Annotated in this window: 16 protein-coding genes; 6 read left to right on the top strand and 10 right to left on the bottom strand. The window is 71.0% G+C overall.

The features are described from left to right. Positions 1 to 25 precede the first annotated feature (25 nt). Complete coding sequence (locus GA0115233_RS03225; protein ID WP_093718511.1) at positions 26 to 1138, bottom strand: mechanosensitive ion channel family protein; 1113 nt, start codon at positions 1136 to 1138, stop codon at positions 26 to 28. Positions 1139 to 1233: 95 nt separating this feature from the next. Between GA0115233_RS03225 and GA0115233_RS03220 the strand changes: the two genes are divergently transcribed. After that, a complete protein-coding gene (locus GA0115233_RS03220) occupies positions 1234 to 1839 on the top strand; it encodes a dienelactone hydrolase family protein (RefSeq protein WP_093718510.1) in 606 nt (201 codons plus the stop codon). Here the strand turns inward: GA0115233_RS03220 and GA0115233_RS03215 are convergent. From GA0115233_RS03215 to GA0115233_RS03195, 5 genes are all read right to left on the bottom strand, one after another. Beyond that, positions 1824 to 2813, bottom strand: coding sequence for a zinc metalloprotease (locus GA0115233_RS03215; protein ID WP_093718509.1), 990 nt, complete (start codon positions 2811 to 2813; stop codon positions 1824 to 1826). The two genes, GA0115233_RS03220 and GA0115233_RS03215, sit on opposite strands and share 16 nt — an antisense overlap. A 232-nt stretch (positions 2814 to 3045) precedes the next feature. Beyond that, positions 3046 to 4704 carry an alkaline phosphatase D family protein gene (locus GA0115233_RS03210; protein ID WP_093718508.1) on the bottom strand — a complete coding sequence of 553 codons (1659 nt, stop codon included), beginning with the start codon at positions 4702 to 4704 and terminating at the stop codon, positions 3046 to 3048. Positions 4705 to 4807: 103 nt separating this feature from the next. Further along, positions 4808 to 5608 carry a DsbA family protein gene (locus GA0115233_RS03205; protein ID WP_093718507.1) on the bottom strand — a complete coding sequence of 267 codons (801 nt, stop codon included), beginning with the start codon at positions 5606 to 5608 and terminating at the stop codon, positions 4808 to 4810. 95 nt (positions 5609 to 5703) lie between these two features. Beyond that, positions 5704 to 6399, bottom strand: coding sequence for a hypothetical protein (locus tag GA0115233_RS03200; protein WP_093718506.1), 696 nt, complete (start codon positions 6397 to 6399; stop codon positions 5704 to 5706). Between the two features lie 74 nt (positions 6400 to 6473). Then, a complete protein-coding gene (locus tag GA0115233_RS03195) occupies positions 6474 to 7799 on the bottom strand; it encodes a DUF2252 domain-containing protein (RefSeq protein WP_093718505.1) in 1326 nt (441 codons plus the stop codon). Positions 7800 to 7970: 171 nt separating this feature from the next. On the opposite strand from GA0115233_RS03195, the gene dnaE reads away from it, so the two are divergent. Further along, complete coding sequence (dnaE, locus tag GA0115233_RS03190; protein WP_093718504.1) at positions 7971 to 11510, top strand: DNA polymerase III subunit alpha; 3540 nt, start codon at positions 7971 to 7973, stop codon at positions 11508 to 11510. A gap of 87 nt (positions 11511 to 11597) precedes the next feature. Here the strand turns inward: dnaE and GA0115233_RS40860 are convergent, their stop codons facing one another. Next, positions 11598 to 11762, bottom strand: a complete 165-nt coding sequence (locus GA0115233_RS40860; RefSeq protein WP_093718503.1) for a hypothetical protein — start codon at positions 11760 to 11762, stop codon at positions 11598 to 11600. Positions 11763 to 11985: 223 nt separating this feature from the next. Here GA0115233_RS40860 and GA0115233_RS03180 point away from each other — a divergent pair, with 223 nt between their 5' ends. The 4 genes from GA0115233_RS03180 to GA0115233_RS03165 all read left to right on the top strand — a co-directional run bounded on the left by GA0115233_RS03180 (position 11986) and on the right by GA0115233_RS03165 (position 15888). Further along, complete coding sequence (locus tag GA0115233_RS03180; protein ID WP_093718502.1) at positions 11986 to 13200, top strand: NYN domain-containing protein; 1215 nt, start codon at positions 11986 to 11988, stop codon at positions 13198 to 13200. A 106-nt stretch (positions 13201 to 13306) separates the two neighbouring features. Beyond that, positions 13307 to 14281, top strand: coding sequence for an ABC transporter ATP-binding protein (locus GA0115233_RS03175; RefSeq protein WP_093718501.1), 975 nt, complete (start codon positions 13307 to 13309; stop codon positions 14279 to 14281). Between the two features lie 85 nt (positions 14282 to 14366). After that, entirely contained in the window at positions 14367 to 15191 is an 825-nt protein-coding gene (locus tag GA0115233_RS03170) for an ABC transporter permease (protein ID WP_093718500.1), read from the top strand. A gap of 34 nt (positions 15192 to 15225) precedes the next feature. Beyond that, positions 15226 to 15888, top strand: a complete 663-nt coding sequence (locus GA0115233_RS03165) for an AAA family ATPase (RefSeq protein ID WP_093718499.1) — start codon at positions 15226 to 15228, stop codon at positions 15886 to 15888. Between the two features lie 294 nt (positions 15889 to 16182). On the opposite strand, the gene ybaK is transcribed toward GA0115233_RS03165, so the two are convergent. Genes ybaK through GA0115233_RS03150 form a run of 3 tightly spaced genes read right to left on the bottom strand, consistent with a single transcriptional unit; the run spans position 16183 to position 18446 of the window. Continuing rightward, complete coding sequence (ybaK, locus tag GA0115233_RS03160) at positions 16183 to 16674, bottom strand: Cys-tRNA(Pro) deacylase (protein WP_093718498.1); 492 nt, start codon at positions 16672 to 16674, stop codon at positions 16183 to 16185. A 6-nt stretch (positions 16675 to 16680) separates the two neighbouring features. Continuing rightward, entirely contained in the window at positions 16681 to 17421 is a 741-nt protein-coding gene (locus GA0115233_RS03155) for an LON peptidase substrate-binding domain-containing protein (RefSeq protein ID WP_093718497.1), read from the bottom strand. Between the two features lie 11 nt (positions 17422 to 17432). Continuing rightward, the gene (locus GA0115233_RS03150; protein WP_093718496.1) at positions 17433 to 18446 is read right to left on the bottom strand and encodes a hypothetical protein; all 1014 of its coding nucleotides are present in this window, start codon (positions 18444 to 18446) and stop codon (positions 17433 to 17435) included. Between the last annotated feature and the right edge of the window lie 90 nt (positions 18447 to 18536).

Here is an 18536-nt window from a genome sequence, read left to right as displayed (position 1 = left end):
CCGCCCCCCGCGGCTCCCCGCGCCCTCAGCGGCCCGAGCGCGGCGGGTGGTGGATGCGGCGCGGCTGGGCGCCGTCCGGGGAACGGGTCGGGGGCACCGCGCCGGGCGGGAGCACGGCGTCGGCGGTGTTGACGCGGGGCAGGGCGTAGGGGTGGGCCGCCGCCAGCCACTTGACCATCTCCTCGCGGACCGTGACCCGTACCGTCCACAGGTCGTCCGCGTCCTTCGCCGTCACCAGCGCCCGGACCTCGATGGTCGACGGCGTGGCGTCGGTGACCGCGACGGTGCAGGCCCGTCCGTCCCAGGCCGGGCACTCGCGCAGGATGTCCCGCAGCCGTTCGCGCATCAGGTCCAGCGGGGCCGAGTGGTCCAGGTGCCAGAAGACGACGCCGGTCATCCGGGCACCGCCCCGGGACCAGTTCTCGAAGGGCTTGGAGGTGAAGTACGACACCGGCATGGTGATCCGGCGCTCGTCCCAGGTCCGCACGGTCAGGAAGGTCAGGGTGATCTCCTCGACCGTGCCCCACTCGCCGTCCACCACGACCGTGTCCCCGATGCGCACCATGTCGCCGAAGGCGATCTGGAGCCCCGCGAACATATTGCTCAGCGTCGACTGCGCGGCCACACCCGCGACGATGCCGAGGATGCCCGCAGAGGCCAGCAGTGAGGCACCGGCGGCCCGCATCGCGGGGAACGTCAGCAGCATCGCCGCGATCGCCACCACCGCGACCACCGCCGCGACGACCCGTGTGATCAGTGTCACCTGGGTGCGCACCCGGCGGACCCGGGCCGCGTCCCGGCTGCCGCGCGCGTAGCGCGTGTACGTCGTCTCCACGACCGCCGCCGCGATCCGGATCACCAGCCACGCCGCCGACCCGATCAGCACCAGCGTCAGCAGCTGCCCGATGCCGACGCGGTGCTTCTCCAGCACCCGCGCCGAGTCGTAGGACCCTCTGAGCAGGGCCGCGCACAGCACCAGCTGGTACGGGATCCGGGCGCGGCGCAGCAGCCCCCACAGGGGCGTCTCGGAGCGCATGCGGTCGGCCTTGCTCAGCAGACGGTCGGTGGCCCACCCGATGAGCAGGGTGAGCAGGACCGAGCCGCCGATGACGATCAGCGGGCGGAGTACGTTCTCCATGCCCTCGAACGTAACCACGCCGAGGGGGTGACGAACATGCCGGGCGATGAGACTCCGCCCACGTCACTGTCGTACCCGGCTGGCACCATGGCCTCATGAACATCGTGCTCTTTCACTCGACCTACGGCCCGCGCCCCGCGGTGGGGCAGGCCGCGGACCGGCTGCGCGAGGCCGGACACGAGGTGTGGACGCCGGACCTGTTCGAGGGCCGGACGTTCGACACCGTCGAGGAGGGCATGGCCTTCAAGGAGGAGATCGGCAAGGACGAACTCCTCAAGCGGGCCGTCCTGGCCGCCGCCCCGTACTCCGAACGCGGCCTGGTCTACGCCGGGTTCTCGCTCGGTGCCTCCATCGCGCAGACCCTCGCCCTCGGCGACGAGAAGGCGCGCGGTCTGCTGCTCCTGCACGGCACCTCCGACATCGCGCCGAACGCCTCGGTGGACGAGCTGCCGGTGCAACTGCACGTCGCCGAGCCGGACCCGTTCGAGACCGACGACTGGCTGAGCGCCTGGTATTTGCAGATGGGCCGGGCGGGCGCCGATGTGGAGATCTACCGCTACGCCGGGGCCGGTCACCTCTACACCGACCCCGGCCTGCCGGACTACGACGCCGAGGCGGCCGAGGCCACCTGGCGGGTGGCGCTCGGCTTCCTCGACTCGCTGGCGCAGGACTCGCCGCCGGGGGTTCAGCCCGCGCGGTAGGCGGCCCAGTGCTGCTGCATGCGCGTCACCTGGCCCCCGGTGAACTGGTACATGCAGGCGTCGTAGGTGTAGTCCATGAAGTTGTGGATCGGGTCGGCGCCCGCCTTGCGGGTGCAGGTGTCCCGGCCCTCGGGGCACTCGTAGGCGGGGCTGGCCTCGGCCGCGGTGTCGTCGACGTAGTCGCCCTTGCCGTTACAGCCGCCCTGGAAGGTGTGGTAGAGCCCCATCCAGTGGCCCACCTCGTGGGTGCCGGTGTCGCCCTGGTTGTAGTTGGCGGCCGAGCCGCCCGGCAGGGACTCGTCGAGCAGGACGACGCCGTCCATGGACGGGCTGGACTTGTAGGAGCTGGGGAAGGTAGCCCAGCCGAGCAGTCCGTCGCCGATGTTGGCGGTGTAGATGTTCAGCGCGCCCGCGCCGCCCTTGCGCAGCGCGGACTTCATCGCCTTCTCCGCCGAGGAGCCGTAACCGACGTTGTACCAGGCGGCGTTGTCGGTGTAGTCGGTGCCCGCCAGCGCGAACTGGAAGCCGGAGTCGGTGTTCCCGGTGCCCTGGCCCGCGTACGCGGCGTTCAGGACGTTCAGCTGGGCGTTGATGTCGGAGGAGCTGAGCTTTCCGGTGTCGCCGTCGTGGATGACGTGGAAGTACACCGGGATCGTCGTCGAGGCTGCGGCGGCGAGGCTGCGGTTGCCCTTGGCGGGCAGCTTGTCGAGCCTGGTGCGCAGGTCCGCGTCCATGGCCTTCGCCTTGGCGGCGCTGATCTCGTTGGGCTCGGCGACCGGGGCGCCGGGGCCGGGGCGGGCCTCGCGGGCCGCGGAGTGGCCGGAGTCCTCCTGCGCGCAGTCGGCGGTCGGAGCCGGGGCCGCCGCGACCGAGGTGGGGGCGGACAGGGGGGAGAACAACAGGGTTCCGGCCACCATCGCCGTTCCGGCGAGGCGTCTGCGCGAAGTGGGGGAGATCCGGGCGAGCGCACGCATGCTGACTCCTGGCTGCTGCGTTGGGGAGGACGGCACAGGGGTCTTCCTGGCCGCCGCCCGGAGATTACGTGTACATGTTCAATCCTGAAGAGAAACGATTCGGCCAATCGCGAGATCGTTGGATCCCGAACAAACCGGGTGAATGAAAAGCTCCGGCGGGTGACACGCCCGGAATCGGAACCCGGTGCGCGTCACCCGCCGGTGGCTGGAACTCGTCTTCGAAACAGGGGTTTTACACGGGGTCGTACGTCCGCTCGACCTTCTGCGTGCCGCTGCGGGTGCGGTACGAGCGGGCCCAGGACGCCGTCGCGTCGGGCCTGGTGCGGTCGGACACCACGTAGTAGTCCATCTGCGCGCGGGCGGCGGTGATGTCCAGGACGCCGAAGCCGTGCCGGTCGGTGTCGACCCAGTGGACATGCCGGTTGGCGGCCCTGATGAGCGGCGAGGCGAGCGCGGAGACCGTGCCCTCGGGGACCTTCACGATGTCGTCGAGGTTGTCCGAGCTGACCGAGGTCACCACGAACTCCGTGGCGGCCGAGGCGGACAGCGGATACGTTCCGGCGTTCACCGGTATGTCGTTGGCCCACGCCATGTGGATGTCGCCGGTCAGGAAGACCGTGTTGCGGATGGCGTTCGAGCGCAGGTGGGCCAGGAGTTCACGGCGGTCGTCGGTGTAGCCGTCCCACTGGTCGGTGTTGACGGCCAGGCCCTCCTTCGGCAGCCCCAGCAGCTCGGCGAGCGGCCTGAGCAGCTCGGCGGAGAGCGAGCCGATGGCGAACGGCGCCATCATCACCGGGTTCCCAACCAGCCGCCAGGTGGCGTCGGAGGACTTCAGGCCCGCCTTCAGCCAGTCCAGCTGGGCGCGCCCGGTGAGCGTGCGGTCCGGGTCGTCCACGTCGCCGTTGCCGATGCCCACCTGCTGGGAGCGGAAGGAGCGCAGGTCCAGCAGGGAGAGGTCGACGAGCTTGCCGAAGCGCAGCCTGCGGTAGGTGGTGCCGGCCACCGCCGGGCGTACCGGCATCCACTCGAAGTACGCCTGCTTCGCGGCCGCCTGACGCGCGGCGTACGCGCCCTCGGCGCCCTCGGTGTGGTTCTCGGCGCCGCCGGACCAGGCGTCGTTGGCGATCTCGTGGTCGTCCCAGATCGCCACGCAGGGCGCGGTCGAGTGCAGCGCCTGGAGGTCGGGGTCGGTCTTGTAGCGGCCGTGCCGGGTGCGGTAGTCGGCGAGGGTGAGGATCTCGTGCGCGGGGGCGTGCGGCCGTACGACCGTGTCGCGGTTGGCGTACTGGCCGCTGCCGTACTCGTAGATGTAGTCGCCCAGGTGCAGCCAGGCGTCCAGGTCGCCGCGGGCGGCGAGATGGCGGTACGGGGAGAAGTAGCCGGCCTCCCAGTTGGCGCAGGAGACCACGCCGAAGCGCAGGCCCGCGACGGCCGCGTCGGTCGCCGGCGCGGTGCGGGTGCGCGCCGGCGGGGTGGTGGTGCCGCCGGCCGAGAAGCGGAACCAGTAGTCGGTGGCGGGGGCGAGGCCGCGGATGTCCGCCTTGACCGTGTGGTCGGAGGCGGCCGTGGCGATGGTGGAGCCGCGCGCGACGACGTGGTTGAACGCCCTGTCGGTGGCGACGGTCCAGCTCACCTCGGTGTCCGGGCCGAGCCCGGAACCGGGGGTCGCCTCGGGGGTGGGGGTGACGCGGGTCCACAGCAGGACGCCGTCGGGCAGCGGGTCGCCGGAGGCGACGCCGTGCAGGAAGGCGGGGGCGGTGGCGGCCCGGGCGGGTGCCGTCGCGGCCAGGGTTCCGGCCAGGACAGCGGTGGCCGCCGCGGCCTTGACGACCGTACGGCGGCGTGGGGAAGGCGGGTTGAGCGACTCGAATGGTCTGTATCGACTGGTCACAGTCCGTCAGGCTACTGGCAGGTACACGCCAGAGGCGGGCGAACTCGCCAGAATTCGCCCGCCGTTCGCCCGGAGTCGCCCCGGGCCGGCCTCAGGCCGAGGGCTACTTGGTGACGCCCGCGTCCTTGAGGGCCTTCTGCCAGTCGTCGGGCGTGCTCGGAGTCTCGATCACCGTTTTGTTGATCTTGAGGGTCGGGGTCGACTTGACGTCCTTGGTCTTCTGGAAGGTGTCGCTCATCTTCAGCGCCCAGGCGTCGTAGGTGCCCTCGCGCACGTCGTTCTGGAACTTCTTGTTGCCCTTCAGGGCGTCCACCGTGTCGGCCACCTTGATCAGGTAGTCGTCCTTGGCGAACTCGTCCGTGGACTCCTCGGGGTGGTACTCGGTCGAGTACAGGGCCGCCTTGTAGTCGAGGAACGCTTCGGGGCTCACGTTCAGGGCGGCACCGAGGGCGCTGAGCGCGTTCTTCGAACCCTCGCCGCCCAGGTTGCCGTCGAGGAACGTGCCGATGGTGAAGGTGAGCTTGTAGTCGCCGTCCTCCATGCCCTTGTTGACGGCCTCGCCCACGTTCTGCTCGAAGGCCGCGCAGCCCGGGCAGCGCGGGTCCTCGTAGAGGTGGACCACGTTGTCGGACTTGGACTCGCCGATGGTGACGGTGGTGCCGTTCTTGCCCGAGGCGTTGGCGGGGGCGACCACCGTGGCCTTGGCGGCCTCGTCCCAGGCCGAGGGCTGGTTGGCCTGGACGACCGCGTAGCCGATGCCGCCGGCCGCGGCCAGGACGCCGACCACCGAAAGGGCCACCACGGCCTGCCGCTTGGCCTTGGCCCGCTTGGCCTCGCGCTCGCGCTCGGCGCGCAGCCGCTCGCGTGCCGCCGACTTCGCCGCCTGGCTGTTCCGCTTGCTCATGACTGTCTCTCTCCATGGGGACGCGCACACACCGGGTGTGCGGAAGGTGTTGGGGTGGACCGCTAGTTGCTCTCGCGGGAGAGCCGCCGGGGCTCTCAGACGAGAGCGGCCCGGTGGGGCGGTCCACGCCGTCCCAGGGAGTGCACGAGGAGCCGCTCGCGGGCGGCGGTGGTGCGGCGCACGAAGCGCGGGAGCCGGCGCGCGGACCGGGCGGGCCGCACCGTCACGGCGGCCACCGCCAGCAGCAGCGGCCGGAAGGTGGTGGCCGTGACCGCCCGCAGCAGCTGCGCCAGCGCGCGCTCGCCGCGGCGCAGCCAGGCGGCGGCGACCAGGCCGACCGAGACATGGGTGGCCAGCAGCAGCCAGGCCGTACGCGGATCCGCGTCGGCGAGCAGCGCGGCGAGCCGGTCGGTGCCGGTCTTCTCGGTGACCGCGGTCAGCGCGGTGCCGACCCGGGTGCCGTCGCCGCACAGCACGTCCAGTCCGACCGAGCGCAGCGGGCCCGCGACCGGGCCGCCCGCGGGGCCGTAACAGACGTGCTGGCCGGTGGTGAAGACCGTGTCGGCGGCCAGCTCCAGCGGGATCAGCAGCGCCGCGATCCGCCCGAAGCCGCGCTCGCGCCCGGCGAGGGCGTAGGCGAGTGCGAACACGGCCGCGGCGACCAGCGCGACCGTGTTGAGCGGCAGCGGGACCCGGGACAGCAGTACGTGCGACGCGGTGCTGAGCGTCACGACGAGTGCCGTGAACAGCGCCGCGCGCAGTACGCGCAACCGGGTCCCTGATATGTCCATAGCGAGACAAGAGTGTGTCACGGACGGCTGTAAGGGATCCCTAAAGGGTCCCTGTGAGCCCTCCTGGGGTCAGGTCACAGGCCGGGGATCCGGCCGTTGCGGAACAGGTCCAGGAAGATCTGGTGGTCGGCACGCGCGCGTGCGCCGTACTCGTGGGCGAAGTCCACCAGCAGGTCGGCGAAGCCGTCCTCGTCGGCGGCGAGGGCCGCGTCGATGGCCCGCTCGGTGGAGAACGGCACCAGGGACTCGCCGGAGGTGTCGTCCGCCGCCGCGTGCATCGCCGCCGTGGCCCGGCCGAGGTCGGCGACCACCGCCGCGATCTCCTCCGGGTCGTCTATGTCACTCCAGTCGAGGTCCACGGCGTACGGCGAGACCTCCGCCACCAGCTGGCCCGCGCCGTCCAGTTCGGTCCAGCCCAGCCAGGGGTCGGCGTGCGCCTGGAGGGCGCGCTGGGAGATCACCGTGCGGTGGCCCTCGTGCTGGAAGTAGTCCCGGATCGCCGGGTCGGTGATGTGCCGGGAGACCGCCGGGGTCTGGGCCTGCTTGATGTAGATCACGACGTCGTTCTCCAGGGCGTCGCTGTTGCCCTCCAGCAGGATGTTGTACGAGGGCAGCCCGGCCGAGCCGATGCCGATGCCGCGGCGGCCCACGACGTCCTTCACGCGGTAGGAGTCCGGGCGGGCCAGCGAGGACTCCGGGAGCGTCTCCAGATAGCCGTCGAAGGCGGCCAGCACCTTGTAGCGGGTGGCCGCGTCCAGCTCCACCGAGCCGCCGCCCGGGGCGAACCGGCGCTCGAAGTCCCGGATCTCGGTCATCGAGTCCAGCAGCCCGAACCGGGTCAGCGAGCGGGCGTCGCGCAGCGCGTCCAGCAGCGGGCCGGTCGCGGTGTCCAGGGTGAAGGGCGGCACCTCGTCGCTCTTGGCGCCGGTCGCCAGCGCGTGGATCCGCTCGCGGTAGGCGGCGGCGTAGATCTCCACCAGCTCGGTGATCTGCTCGTCGCTGAGCGCCTTGGCGTACCCGATCAGCGCCACGGAGGCGGCGAAGCGCTTGAGGTCCCAGGTGAACGGGCCCACGTAGGCCTCGTCGAAGTCGTTGACGTTGAAGATCAGACGGCCGGTGGAGTCCATGTACGTGCCGAAGTTCTCCGCGTGCAGGTCGCCATGGATCCACACGCGAGAGGTGCGCTCGTCCAGGAAGGGGCCGCCTCGCTTCTCCGGGTCGAGGTCGTGGTAGAAGAGGCACGCCGTACCGCGGTAGAACGCGAACGCCGAGGCCGCCATCTTCCGGAACTTCACGCGGAACGCGGCCGGGTCGGCGGCCAGGAGCTCGCCGAAGGCGGTGTCGAAAACGGCCAGGATCTCCTCGCCGCGCTGCTCGTCGCTGAGCTTCGGGACCGACATCGCTGGGTGCCTCCTGGTGTGGTGCCTGTACGACAGCGTCTCTGCCGTACCCAACGCACGAAGGTACGTGGGAGTGCCCCCGGAGTGTCAGTCCCGCGGCATAGACTTCGACGCTGACCCCAGATCTGTCCGCCTGTCCGTCGCCTAGTGTTTCCCCCTGGAGGCCCGACCGTGTCAAAGCCGCCGTTCACGCACCTGCACGTCCACACCCAGTACTCGCTGCTGGACGGTGCCGCGCGGCTGAAGGACATGTTCAACGCCTGCAACGAGATGGGCATGACGCACATCGCCATGTCCGACCACGGCAACCTGCACGGGGCGTACGACTTCTTCCATTCCGCGAAGAAGGCCGGAATCACCCCGATCATCGGGATCGAGGCGTATGTCGCCCCTGAGTCCCGGCGGAACAAGCGGAAGATCCAGTGGGGCCAGCCGCACCAGAAGCGCGACGACGTCTCCGGTTCCGGTGGTTACACCCACAAGACGATGTGGGCGGTGAGCAGCACGGGGCTGCACAACCTCTTCCGCCTGTCCTCCGACGCCTACGCCGAGGGCTGGCTGCAGAAGTGGCCCCGGATGGACAAGGAGACCATCTCCCAGTGGTCCGAGGGGATCGTCGCCTCCACCGGCTGCCCCTCCGGCGAGGTCCAGACCCGGCTGCGCCTCGGCCAGTTCGACGAGGCGCTCAAGGCCGCCGCCGACTACCAGGACATCTTCGGCAAGGACCGGTACTTCCTGGAGCTGATGGACCACGGCATCGACATCGAGCACCGGGTCCGCGACGGCCTGCTGGAGATCGGCAGGAAGCTCGGCATCCCGCCCCTGGTCACCAACGACTCGCACTACACGTACGCGCACGAGGCGGGCGCCCACGACGCGCTGCTGTGCATCCAGACCGGCAAGAACCTCTCCGACCCGGACCGCTTCAAGTTCGACGGCACCGGCTACTACCTGAAGTCCACGGACGAGATGTACGCCATCGACTCCTCGGACGCCTGGCAGGAGGGCTGCGCCAACACCCTGCTGGTCGCCGAGATGGTCGACACCGACGGCATGTTCGAAAAGCGCGACCTCATGCCCAAGTTCGACATCCCCGAGGGTTACACCGAGGTCACCTGGTTCAAGGAGGAGGTCCGCCGCGGCATGGAGCGCCGCTACCCGGGCGGCATCCCCGAGGACCGCCAGAAGCAGGCCGACTACGAGATGGACGTCATCATCTCGATGGGCTTCCCCGGCTACTTCCTCGTCGTCGCCGACTTCATCATGTGGGCCAAGAACAACGGCATCGCCGTCGGCCCCGGCCGAGGCTCCGCGGCCGGCTCGATCGTCGCGTACGCCATGGGCATCACCGACCTCGACCCGATCCCGCACGGTCTGATCTTCGAGCGGTTCCTCAACCCCGAGCGCATCTCCATGCCCGACGTCGACATCGACTTCGACGAGCGCAGGCGCGTCGAGGTGATCAGGTACGTGACGGAGAAATACGGCGCCGACAAGGTCGCCATGATCGGCACCTACGGCACCATCAAGGCCAAGAACGCCATCAAGGACTCCGCGCGCGTGCTGGGCTACCCGTACGCGATGGGCGACCGCATCACCAAGGCCATGCCCGCCGACGTCCTCGGCAAGGGCATCCCGCTGTCCGGCATCACCGACCCCAGCCACCCCCGCTACTCCGAGGCGGGCGAGGTCCGGGCGATGTACGAGAACGAACCGGACGTGAAGAAGGTCATCGACACCGCCAAGGGCGTCGAGGGCCTGGTCCGGCAGATGGGTGTGCACGCGGCTGGCGTGATCATGTCCAGCGAGACCATCACCGAGCACGTCCCGGTCTGGGTCAGGCACACCGACGGCGTGACCATCACCCAGTGGGACTACCCGAGCTGTGAGTCGCTCGGCCTGCTGAAGATGGACTTCCTCGGCCTGCGCAACCTGACGATCATGGACGACGCCGTGAAGATGGTGAAGTCCAACAAGGGGATCGACATCGATCTCCTCAGCCTCCCGCTGGACGACCCGACGACCTTCGAACTCCTCCAGCGCGGCGACACCCTCGGCGTCTTCCAGTTCGACGGCGGCCCCATGCGCTCCCTGCTGCGCCTGATGAAGCCCGACAACTTCGAGGACATCTCCGCCGTGTCGGCCCTGTACCGGCCGGGCCCGATGGGCATGAACTCCCACACCAACTACGCGCTGCGCAAGAACAAGCAGCAGGAGATCACGCCGATCCACCCGGAGCTGGAGGAGCCGCTCAGGGAGGTCCTGGACGTCACCTACGGCCTGATCGTCTACCAGGAGCAGGTGCAGAAGGCCGCCCAGATCATCGCCGGGTACTCGCTCGGCGAGGCCGACATCCTGCGCCGCGTGATGGGCAAGAAGAAGCCCGACGAACTGGCGAAGAACTTCACCATCTTCCAGGCGGGCGCCCGCAAGAACGGCTACAGCGACGAGGCCATCCAGGCCCTGTGGGACGTGCTGGTGCCGTTCGCCGGCTACGCCTTCAACAAGGCCCACTCGGCCGCGTACGGACTGGTCTCGTACTGGACGGCCTACCTCAAGGCCAACCACCCCGCCGAGTACATGGCGGCGCTGCTGACCTCCGTCAAGGACGACAAGGACAAGTCGGCGGTCTACCTCAACGAGTGCCGCCGCATGGGCATCAAGGTGCTGCCGCCCAACGTGAACGAGTCGGTGCACAACTTCGCCGCCCAGGGCGACGACGTGATCCTGTTCGGCCTGGAGGCCGTGCGCAACGTCGGCACCGGCGTCGTCGAGTCGATCATCAACGCGCGCAAGGCCAAGGGGAAGTTCATCTCCTTCCCCGACTACCTGGACAAGATCGACGCCACCGCCTGCAACAAGCGCACCACCGAGTCGCTGATCAAGGCGGGCGCCTTCGACACCCTGGGCCACACCCGCAAGGGCCTCACCGCGCAGTACGAACCGATGATCGACAACGTGGTCGCGGTCAAGCGCAAGGAGGCCGAGGGCCAGTTCGACCTCTTCGGCGGCATGGGCGAGGAGGAGACCAACGAGCCCGGCTTCGGCCTGGACGTGGAGTTCACCACCGAGGAGTGGGAGAAGACCTATCTGCTCGCTCAGGAGCGGGAGATGCTCGGTCTGTACGTCTCCGACCACCCGCTCTTCGGTCTGGAGCACGTGCTGTCGGACAAGGCGGACGCGGGCATCGCCCAGCTCACCGGCGGCGACTTCGGCGACGGCGCGGTCGTCACCATCGGCGGCATCATCTCCGGCCTGCAGCGCAAGATGACCAAGCAGGGCAACGCCTGGGCCATCGCCACCGTCGAGGACCTGGCCGGTTCCATCGAGTGCATGTTCTTCCCGGCGACCTACCAGCTCGTCTCCACCCAGCTCGTGGAGGACGCCGTGGTCTTCGTCAAGGGCCGCCTCGACAAGCGCGAGGACATCCCCCGGCTGGTCGCCATGGAGCTGATGGTCCCGGACCTGTCCAACGCGGGCACCAACGCGCCGGTCGTCCTCACCATCCCCGCGGTCAAGGTGACCCCGCCGATGGTCAGCCGCCTCGGCGAGATCCTCAGCCACCACAAGGGCGACAGCGAGGTCCGCATCAAGCTCCAGGGCCCCACCAGGACGACCGTGCTCCGCCTGGACCGGCACCGCGTCAAGCCGGACCCGGCGCTCTTCGGCGACCTCAAGGTACTGCTCGGACCGTCCTGCCTGGCGGGCTGAGACCGCGGAACACGCGAGAGGGGCGCACCGGTGTGCCGGGTGCGCCCCTCGTCATGTGCCTGGGCTTCAACGCCCCATATGAAGATGTCAGTTGTGACCGAACCTCTTCTGCTTGCCCTTGCGCGCGATGTCGCTCGGCGTCACCTGGGACATGCGCTGCTCGACCTGAGCCTCCATCGAGGACTGCTGGGCCTGCTGCTGTCCGCGCTCGGACTGGGGCTGCTTTCGGTCACGGTTCTTGTTCTTGGCCATGGTGACTGCCTCCTGTGGGGGATCTAGGGGCCAGGGCCGCGACCAGACTCACATAGGCTGATAAGGAGCGCATTTCGGAAAACTACCGTGCGTGACGGCGCTCGTTCGAGCCGCTCACCCCGAAACGCCACGCCGAAGATCGAGTTCCGGCCGTTAACCTTCGCGCGGTCGGGCAGACTCGAAGGAAGCCCGAAGCAAACCTCCCGGAAAGAGGGTGGATCGCGTGGACCGCTGCATCGTCCTGGTGGACGCCGGGTATCTGCTGGGGGCCGCCGCCTCACTCCTCGCCGGGGAGCCGTCCCGCTCCCGGATCACCGTCGATCACACGGCCCTCATCCAGGGCCTGCGCGAGCGCGCCGAATCCGATACCGAACGGCCACTGCTGCGCATCTACTGGTTCGACGGCGCCCCCGACCGGGTCCCGCAGCCCGAGCACCGCCGACTGCGTGTGATGCCCCGGGTCACCGTGCGGCTCGGCGCACTGACCCGCAGCGACGGACGCTGGGCCCAGAAGGGCGTGGACGCCGCGATGCACGCCGAGCTGACCGAGCTGGCCCGCAACCGCGCCTGCTCCGACATCGTGCTGGTCACCGGGGACGGCGATCTGCTGCCCGGGATGATGGCCGCCAAGGAACACGGGGTCGCCGTCCACCTGTGGGCCGTGCAGGCCGCGGACGGCGACTACAACCAGTCCGAGGACCTGGTCGCCGAGGCCGACGAACGGCGCGTGCTGGACCGTACGTGGATCACCAAGGCCGTACGCGCCAAGGAGCTCGGCGGTATCTGCGCGCCGCCGCCCGCCCCCCGGCCCGAGATCGCCGCGATCCTCTCCGCCCCCCTGCCCGACTCCGCGCTCACCGCCGCCGAGCGGCCCACCGAGGAGCGCCCCCACCGCGCCCCGGCCGCCGCGACCGGGAACGGCGCCCAGGAACGCGTCCCCGCCCCCAAGGGCGTCCCCACCCCCAAGGACCTCGCCGCCCTGCGCGCCCCCGGCACCGCGCCCGCCCCGCAGCCGGCCGCGACCCTGCGCTGGTCCTCCGACAAGGGGTGGGTGGACCGGCCCGGCACCGCCGCCGAACCGCCCGAGATCGCCTCCATGCCCACCCTGGCCCAGCTCACCACGGCCGAGCAGCGCTGGGCCGACCGCGAGGAGGACATCACCACCGTCGGCGGCGACCCCTACGAGGTCGGACAGGTCTTCGCGCGGCGCTGGGTGGAGCGGCTCGGCGACCAGAGCCACCTCCAGCGGCTGTCCGGCATGTACCCGCGCATCCCGCACCGCATCGACGGCGAGCTGCTGCGCTACGCCGCCCGCTTCGGGCTGCTCGCCCACAAGGACGACCAGATCGACGAGCACGACCGGTACGCGATCCGGGCCGGATTCTGGCGCGAGATCGATGTGCGCACCGCCACCGAACACGCCCCGGCGGGGGAGTGAAACGGCACATACGCCGCCCCAAGGACGAGCCGAGCGCGCCGACCCCGTAGTCTCATCCCTTGTGAGTACGCGCGCGGCACAGGCACTTCGGCCCCCCGGGGACGTCGTGTGCGCCGTGCGCGGACTGACCAAGACCTATCCGGCGGTACGCGGACGGCGCGGCGCCCCCGGCACCCCCGAGGTGCGGGCCACCGACGACGTACGGCTGGACATCCGGCGCGGTGAGATCTTCGGACTGCTCGGCCCGAACGGCGCCGGCAAGACCACCCTGGTACGGCAGCTCACCGGGCTGATGCGCCCCGACCGGGGCAGCGTGGAGATCCTCGGCCACGACATCGTGCGCCACCCCGAGCGGGCCGCGCGCATCCTCGCCTACCTCGGCCAGGAGTCCTCCGCCCTCGACGAGCTGACCGTCTCCCTCGCCGCCGAGACCACCGGACGGCTGCGCGGCCTCGACGTGCACACCGCGCGGGCCGAGCGGGACGCCGTGCTGGAGGAACTGGGCCTGACCCAGCTCGCCGGACGCCCGCTGAAGAAGCTCTCCGGCGGCCAGCGCAGACTCGCCTGCTTCGCCACCGCCCTCGTCGGGCCCCGGCCGCTGCTGGTGCTCGACGAACCCACCACCGGCATGGACCCCGTCGCCCGGCGCGCCGTCTGGTCCGCCGTCGACCGGCGCCGCGCCGAGCACGGAACGACCGTCCTGCTCGTCACCCACAACGTCATCGAGGCCGAGACCGTCCTCGACCGGGTCGCCGTCCTCGACCGGGGACGCGTCATCGCCTGCGACACGCCCGGCGGGCTCAAGGAACAGGTCGCCGGGGAGGTCCGGGTCGACCTGGTGTGGCGGGAGGCCGCGCCCCTGCACGTGCCCGAGGTGGCCGCGCTCCAGGACCGGGTCGTGGAGTCCGGCCGCCGCTGGACCCTGCGGCTCGCCCCCGACGAGGCCCGCGCCGTCGTCGCCACCGTCACCGGCGGGGCCGCCTTCGCCGCCCTCGACGACTTCACCCTCGCCACGCCCAGCCTGGAGGACGTGTACCTGGCCCTCGGCGGGGCCGCGCAGCAGGGGCTGGTGAAGGCTTGAGCGCGACCGGGTCGGAGTTGAGTACAACGAGCGTCGCATTCGTACGGAACGGGACCGCCGCCGCAGCGAAGAGGAGCAGCGCCACGTGAGTGTCGTACCCGCCGAGGTTCTGCCGGCCGGCATGCGGGCCGCGGACGAGTCGCCCGTCACGGCGGCGGCCGAGCTCGCGCCCGCGGCCCGGCTGTGGCCCTCGCTGTGCGCCGTGTACCGGGCGCAGTTGTCCCGTGCGCGGGTCGCGCGCATCCCGCTGCTGTTCGTGGCGACCTTCCAGTCGGTCGGCATCATGATCCTGATGCGCGGGGTCGTGGACGGCGGCGCCGAGGCGCGGGCCGTGGTGGCCGGTTCCTCCGTGCTCGTGGTGGCCTTCGTCGCGCTGAACCTGCTCGCCCAGTACTTCGGGCAGCTGCGCTCCAGCGGCGGGCTCGACCACTACGCCACGCTGCCGGTGCCGCCGGCCGCCGTGGTGCTGGGCGCGGCGGGCGCGTACGCCTCCTTCACCGTGCCCGGGACCGTGGTCACCGCGGTCTTCGGGTGCCTGCTCTTCGGGCTGCCGCTGACCCACCTGTGGGTGCTGGCGGCCGTGATCCCGCTGGCCGGGGCGGCGCTCGCCGGGCTCGGCGCGGCTCTCGGGCTGCTCGCGCCGCGGCCGGAGCTGGCGACCGTGCTGGGGCAGCTGGGCATGTCCGCGGCGCTGCTGCTGGGGGTGCTGCCCGCCGAGCGGATGCCGGAGGTGGTGCGGCTCGCTCGGGATCTGCTGCCCTCGACCTACGGTGTGGAGGCCTTCGCGCGGACCTTCGGGGAGCGGCCGGACTGGGCGTTCGTCCTCGGTGACCTCGCCGTGTGCGGGGCCGTCGGGTGCGTCTCGCTGGCCGTGGCGACCTGGGCGTACCGCAGGGCGGCCGTCCGGTGACGCGGCTCGCCGTCCGGCCTGGCACGATGTCAGGGTGACCGCACCGTTGACTCCGCCGCCTCCGCCGCGTGACCAGTCCGCCCACACCGAGTGGCAGCCGCCGCAGGTTCCCGGTGGGCAGGCGCCGTATGGGTATGTGCCCCCGCCCTCGTACGGGGACGACGGGCCCGGGATGAAGGCCGAGCTGCGGGAGGGCGCCGTGGTGACGGTCGCCGTGGCCGTGTGCGGGGTGCTGCTCGGGGTGCTGTGGTGGTGGCTGGCGCCGCGGGTGCCGCTGGTCGGAGATGTCGTCGACGGGGGCTGGGCCGTCTACTTCAAGGACACCGAGGGGGAGCAGGCGGTGGGCGTCGACGGGACGTTCACGCTGCTGGCGCTCGGGTTCGGGGCGGTCAGCGCGGTCGTGGTGTTTCTGCTGCGGCGGCGTGGGGGTGTGCCGCTGGTGGTCGGGCTGACGGTCGGGGGGCTGCTGGCGTCGCTGCTCGCGTGGCGGGTGGGGGTGTGGCTGGGGCCCTCGCAGGATGTGATCGCGCATGCCAAGGCCGTGGGCAAGGGGGTGACGTTCTCGGCGCCGCTGGAGCTTTCGGCGAAGGGGGCGTTGCTGGTGTGGTCGGTTGCCGCGCTGGTGGTGCATCTCGGGGTTACGGCCTTGTTCGGGCCGCGGGATCCGGATCCGTTCGAGCAGTACCGGGCGAAGTAGGAGCCGCGGGTTTTCTCGCCCCCGTCGCCCCTACCCGTCCCGTCCTCCAGGGGCTGCCGCCCCTTCGACCCCGCCCAGGGGGCTCCGCCCCCTGGACCCCCGTCGGCCTGAACGGCCTCGTCCTCAAACGCCGGACGGGCTGATGTACCCGGCCGGCGTTCCGGAGGCTCAGCCTTGCCTACGCCGGGCGCCTGCCGTGGTTGGACTTGGTCTTGCGGACGCGCCATTTTCGTTTTCTTGTTTTCTTCGACATGCCCTCTCTCAGTAGTGGAGCGGAGAGGAACCGTCGAGGTGCTAAACGCGCCCAATCGGGGCGAGGGTGGCGTCGGTCAGGGTGGCCAGGTCCTTCGGGGACAGTTCGATCTCCAGGCCCCGGCGGCCTGCTGAGACGCAGATCGTGTCGTGGGACGTCGCCGACGCGTCCAGGACCGTCGGGAGCTTCTTGCGCTGGCCCAGGGGGGAGATGCCGCCACGGACGTAGCCCGTCGTGCGTTCCGCCTGGGTCGGGTCGGCCATCTGGGCCTTCTTGCCGCCCACCGCCGTCGCCAGCGCCTTCAGGTCCAGCTGGCCCGCCACCGGGACCACCGCCACCGTCAGCCTGCCGTCCACCTCCGCCACCAGCGTCTTGAAGACACGGTCGGGGGAGACGCCCATCGCCTCCGCCGCCTCCTCGCCGTAGGACGGGTGGGACGGGTCGTGTTCGTAGGCGTGGGTCGTGAAGGAGATGCCTGCCGCGGTCAGGGCAACTGTTGCCGGTGTCCCGGCCGACTGTCGCTTCTTCGCCATCGTTCCTCAGTTCAGACTCGTCGGCGTACGGGTCAGCTCCGCCGCCGGAAGTGAGGGCAGGTTACGGATGATCGAGGTCTCCGCGCGCAGGAGTTTCAGCTCGTCCCGCAGCCGGGAGGCGATGTCGGGGGCCTGGAGCAGGCGTTGCTTGGTGGGGGTGTCCAGCATCATCGCCGCGGCCACCAGGTAGGAGACCACTGACGGGTCGTCGGGGAGGTCCGCCCCGGTGGACAGGGAGCGTTCCCGGGCACCCGCCAGTCTCTTCTGGTACTGGCGGAACGCCCTGAGCACCCCCTCGGCCAGCGCTCCCGCCTCGTCGCCCTGTTCCTCCGGCAGCTCCTCCAGCTCCGCCGTCAGGAAGGGGCCGCTCGCGTCCACCGACAGCAGCCGTACCCGCGTCGTCCCCGTCGCCAGAACCTCGAACGTGCCGTCCGCCCGCTCCCGGATCGTCGCCGCGTCCGCGACACAGCCCGTGGAGTGGAAGGACTTGATGGGCTCGGCGCCGAAACCGGCCGCGGGCCCCCGCTGCGGCAGGGCCGTCTGGTCGGGCATCCCCGGCGCGCTCGGTGCCACCTCGTGGCCGTCGCGGATCGCCACGACGGCGAAGCGGCGCGGTTCCTCCTCGGGGGTCTTGAGCAGTTCGCGCATCATGGCGCGATAGCGCTCCTCGAAGACGTTCAGAGGAAGCACAAGCCCCGGGAACAGCACGGAGTTCAGGGGGAAGAGCGGCAGCCGGACGATGGTCACGACGGTAGAGCCTAATGGTCCCGGGAGCGTGCGCGTCCGTGCTGCCCGCCCGTCGGACGCTCCGGGGGCGCGTACAACTCCTCGCGCACCCGCAGACAGTGGCCCAGCGGGTCGTCCGAGAACCGGTCCCAGGGGAAGGACGTCGCGTACGGGCCGGTCAGACGTACTTGGTCACGGGCGTCCGTCACACGGCCCAGGCGGAGCAGGACGAACGTCAGCAGGTTGCGCAGCTCCGCCCACCACGGGTCCGCGGGCGGCAGCGACGCCGACAGTTCCATCGCCCGGTCCGCCGCCGCGTCCAGCCTCGCCCGCGGTACCTGTGGGCCGGCGCCGTCCGTCAGGCAGGTGAAGGCCGCCCTCAGCGGCAGGGCCTGGACCGGGCTGCCGGGCGGGGCGTCCTGGGCGGCGCGGTCGGCGAAGTTCAGGCACTCGCGGTGCGAGCCGTGCCAGAAGGACGCCAGATAGCGCAGGGCCGCGACATGGCAGCCGTAGTGGTGGGGGGCCCGGCGCACGGCCGCCTCCCACAGTTCGGCGACATAGCGCGGGCCCGCGCCGGAGCCGCGGGCGTGGTCCAGGGCGATCCGCCAGGGCACCGGGTCCCGGTCGTCGCCGTGCGCCGCGGCCGTGACCAGGGGGCTCACCTCGCGCAGTACCTCGGCGCGGGCCGGGGAGCGCCAGGCGCGGTCCACCGTCAGCTGGGCGTCGACCACCAGCCGGTCCGGGTGGTGCGGGGCGGCGGTGCGCCAGGCCTCGAACCAGTCGGGGCGGGCGTGGGCGAAGGCGGCGAGCCGGGCGGTGTAGCGGTCCCGGTGCTCCCACTGCCCGGCCGCGCGGGTGGCGGCGAGCAGTTCGGCGGCCGGTGCGTACTCCCCGTCCGCCGCCGCGACCAGGGCCGGGCCCAGGCGGGCGTCGGGCACGTCCAGCAGGACCTCGTCGTCGGCGCGGGCACCGGCGACGCGGGGCGCGGTCCTTGTCATCCGCGGCCCGCGGATGAACGGAAGCAGCAGAGCCATGGTGCCGACCATTGAAAAGCCGCAGGTCGGGACGGCGCCAGAGGCTCTGGGCAAATCGTGGAAGGTTGTACGACCTCGGGTCAAGGAGCGGTAAAAACGCGC

It is taken from the genome of Streptomyces sp. DI166 (assembly GCF_900091315.1).
GTDB lineage: Bacteria > Actinomycetota > Actinomycetes > Streptomycetales > Streptomycetaceae > Streptomyces > Streptomyces fuscus.
This window is presented reverse-complemented; position numbering and strand designations above follow the sequence as displayed.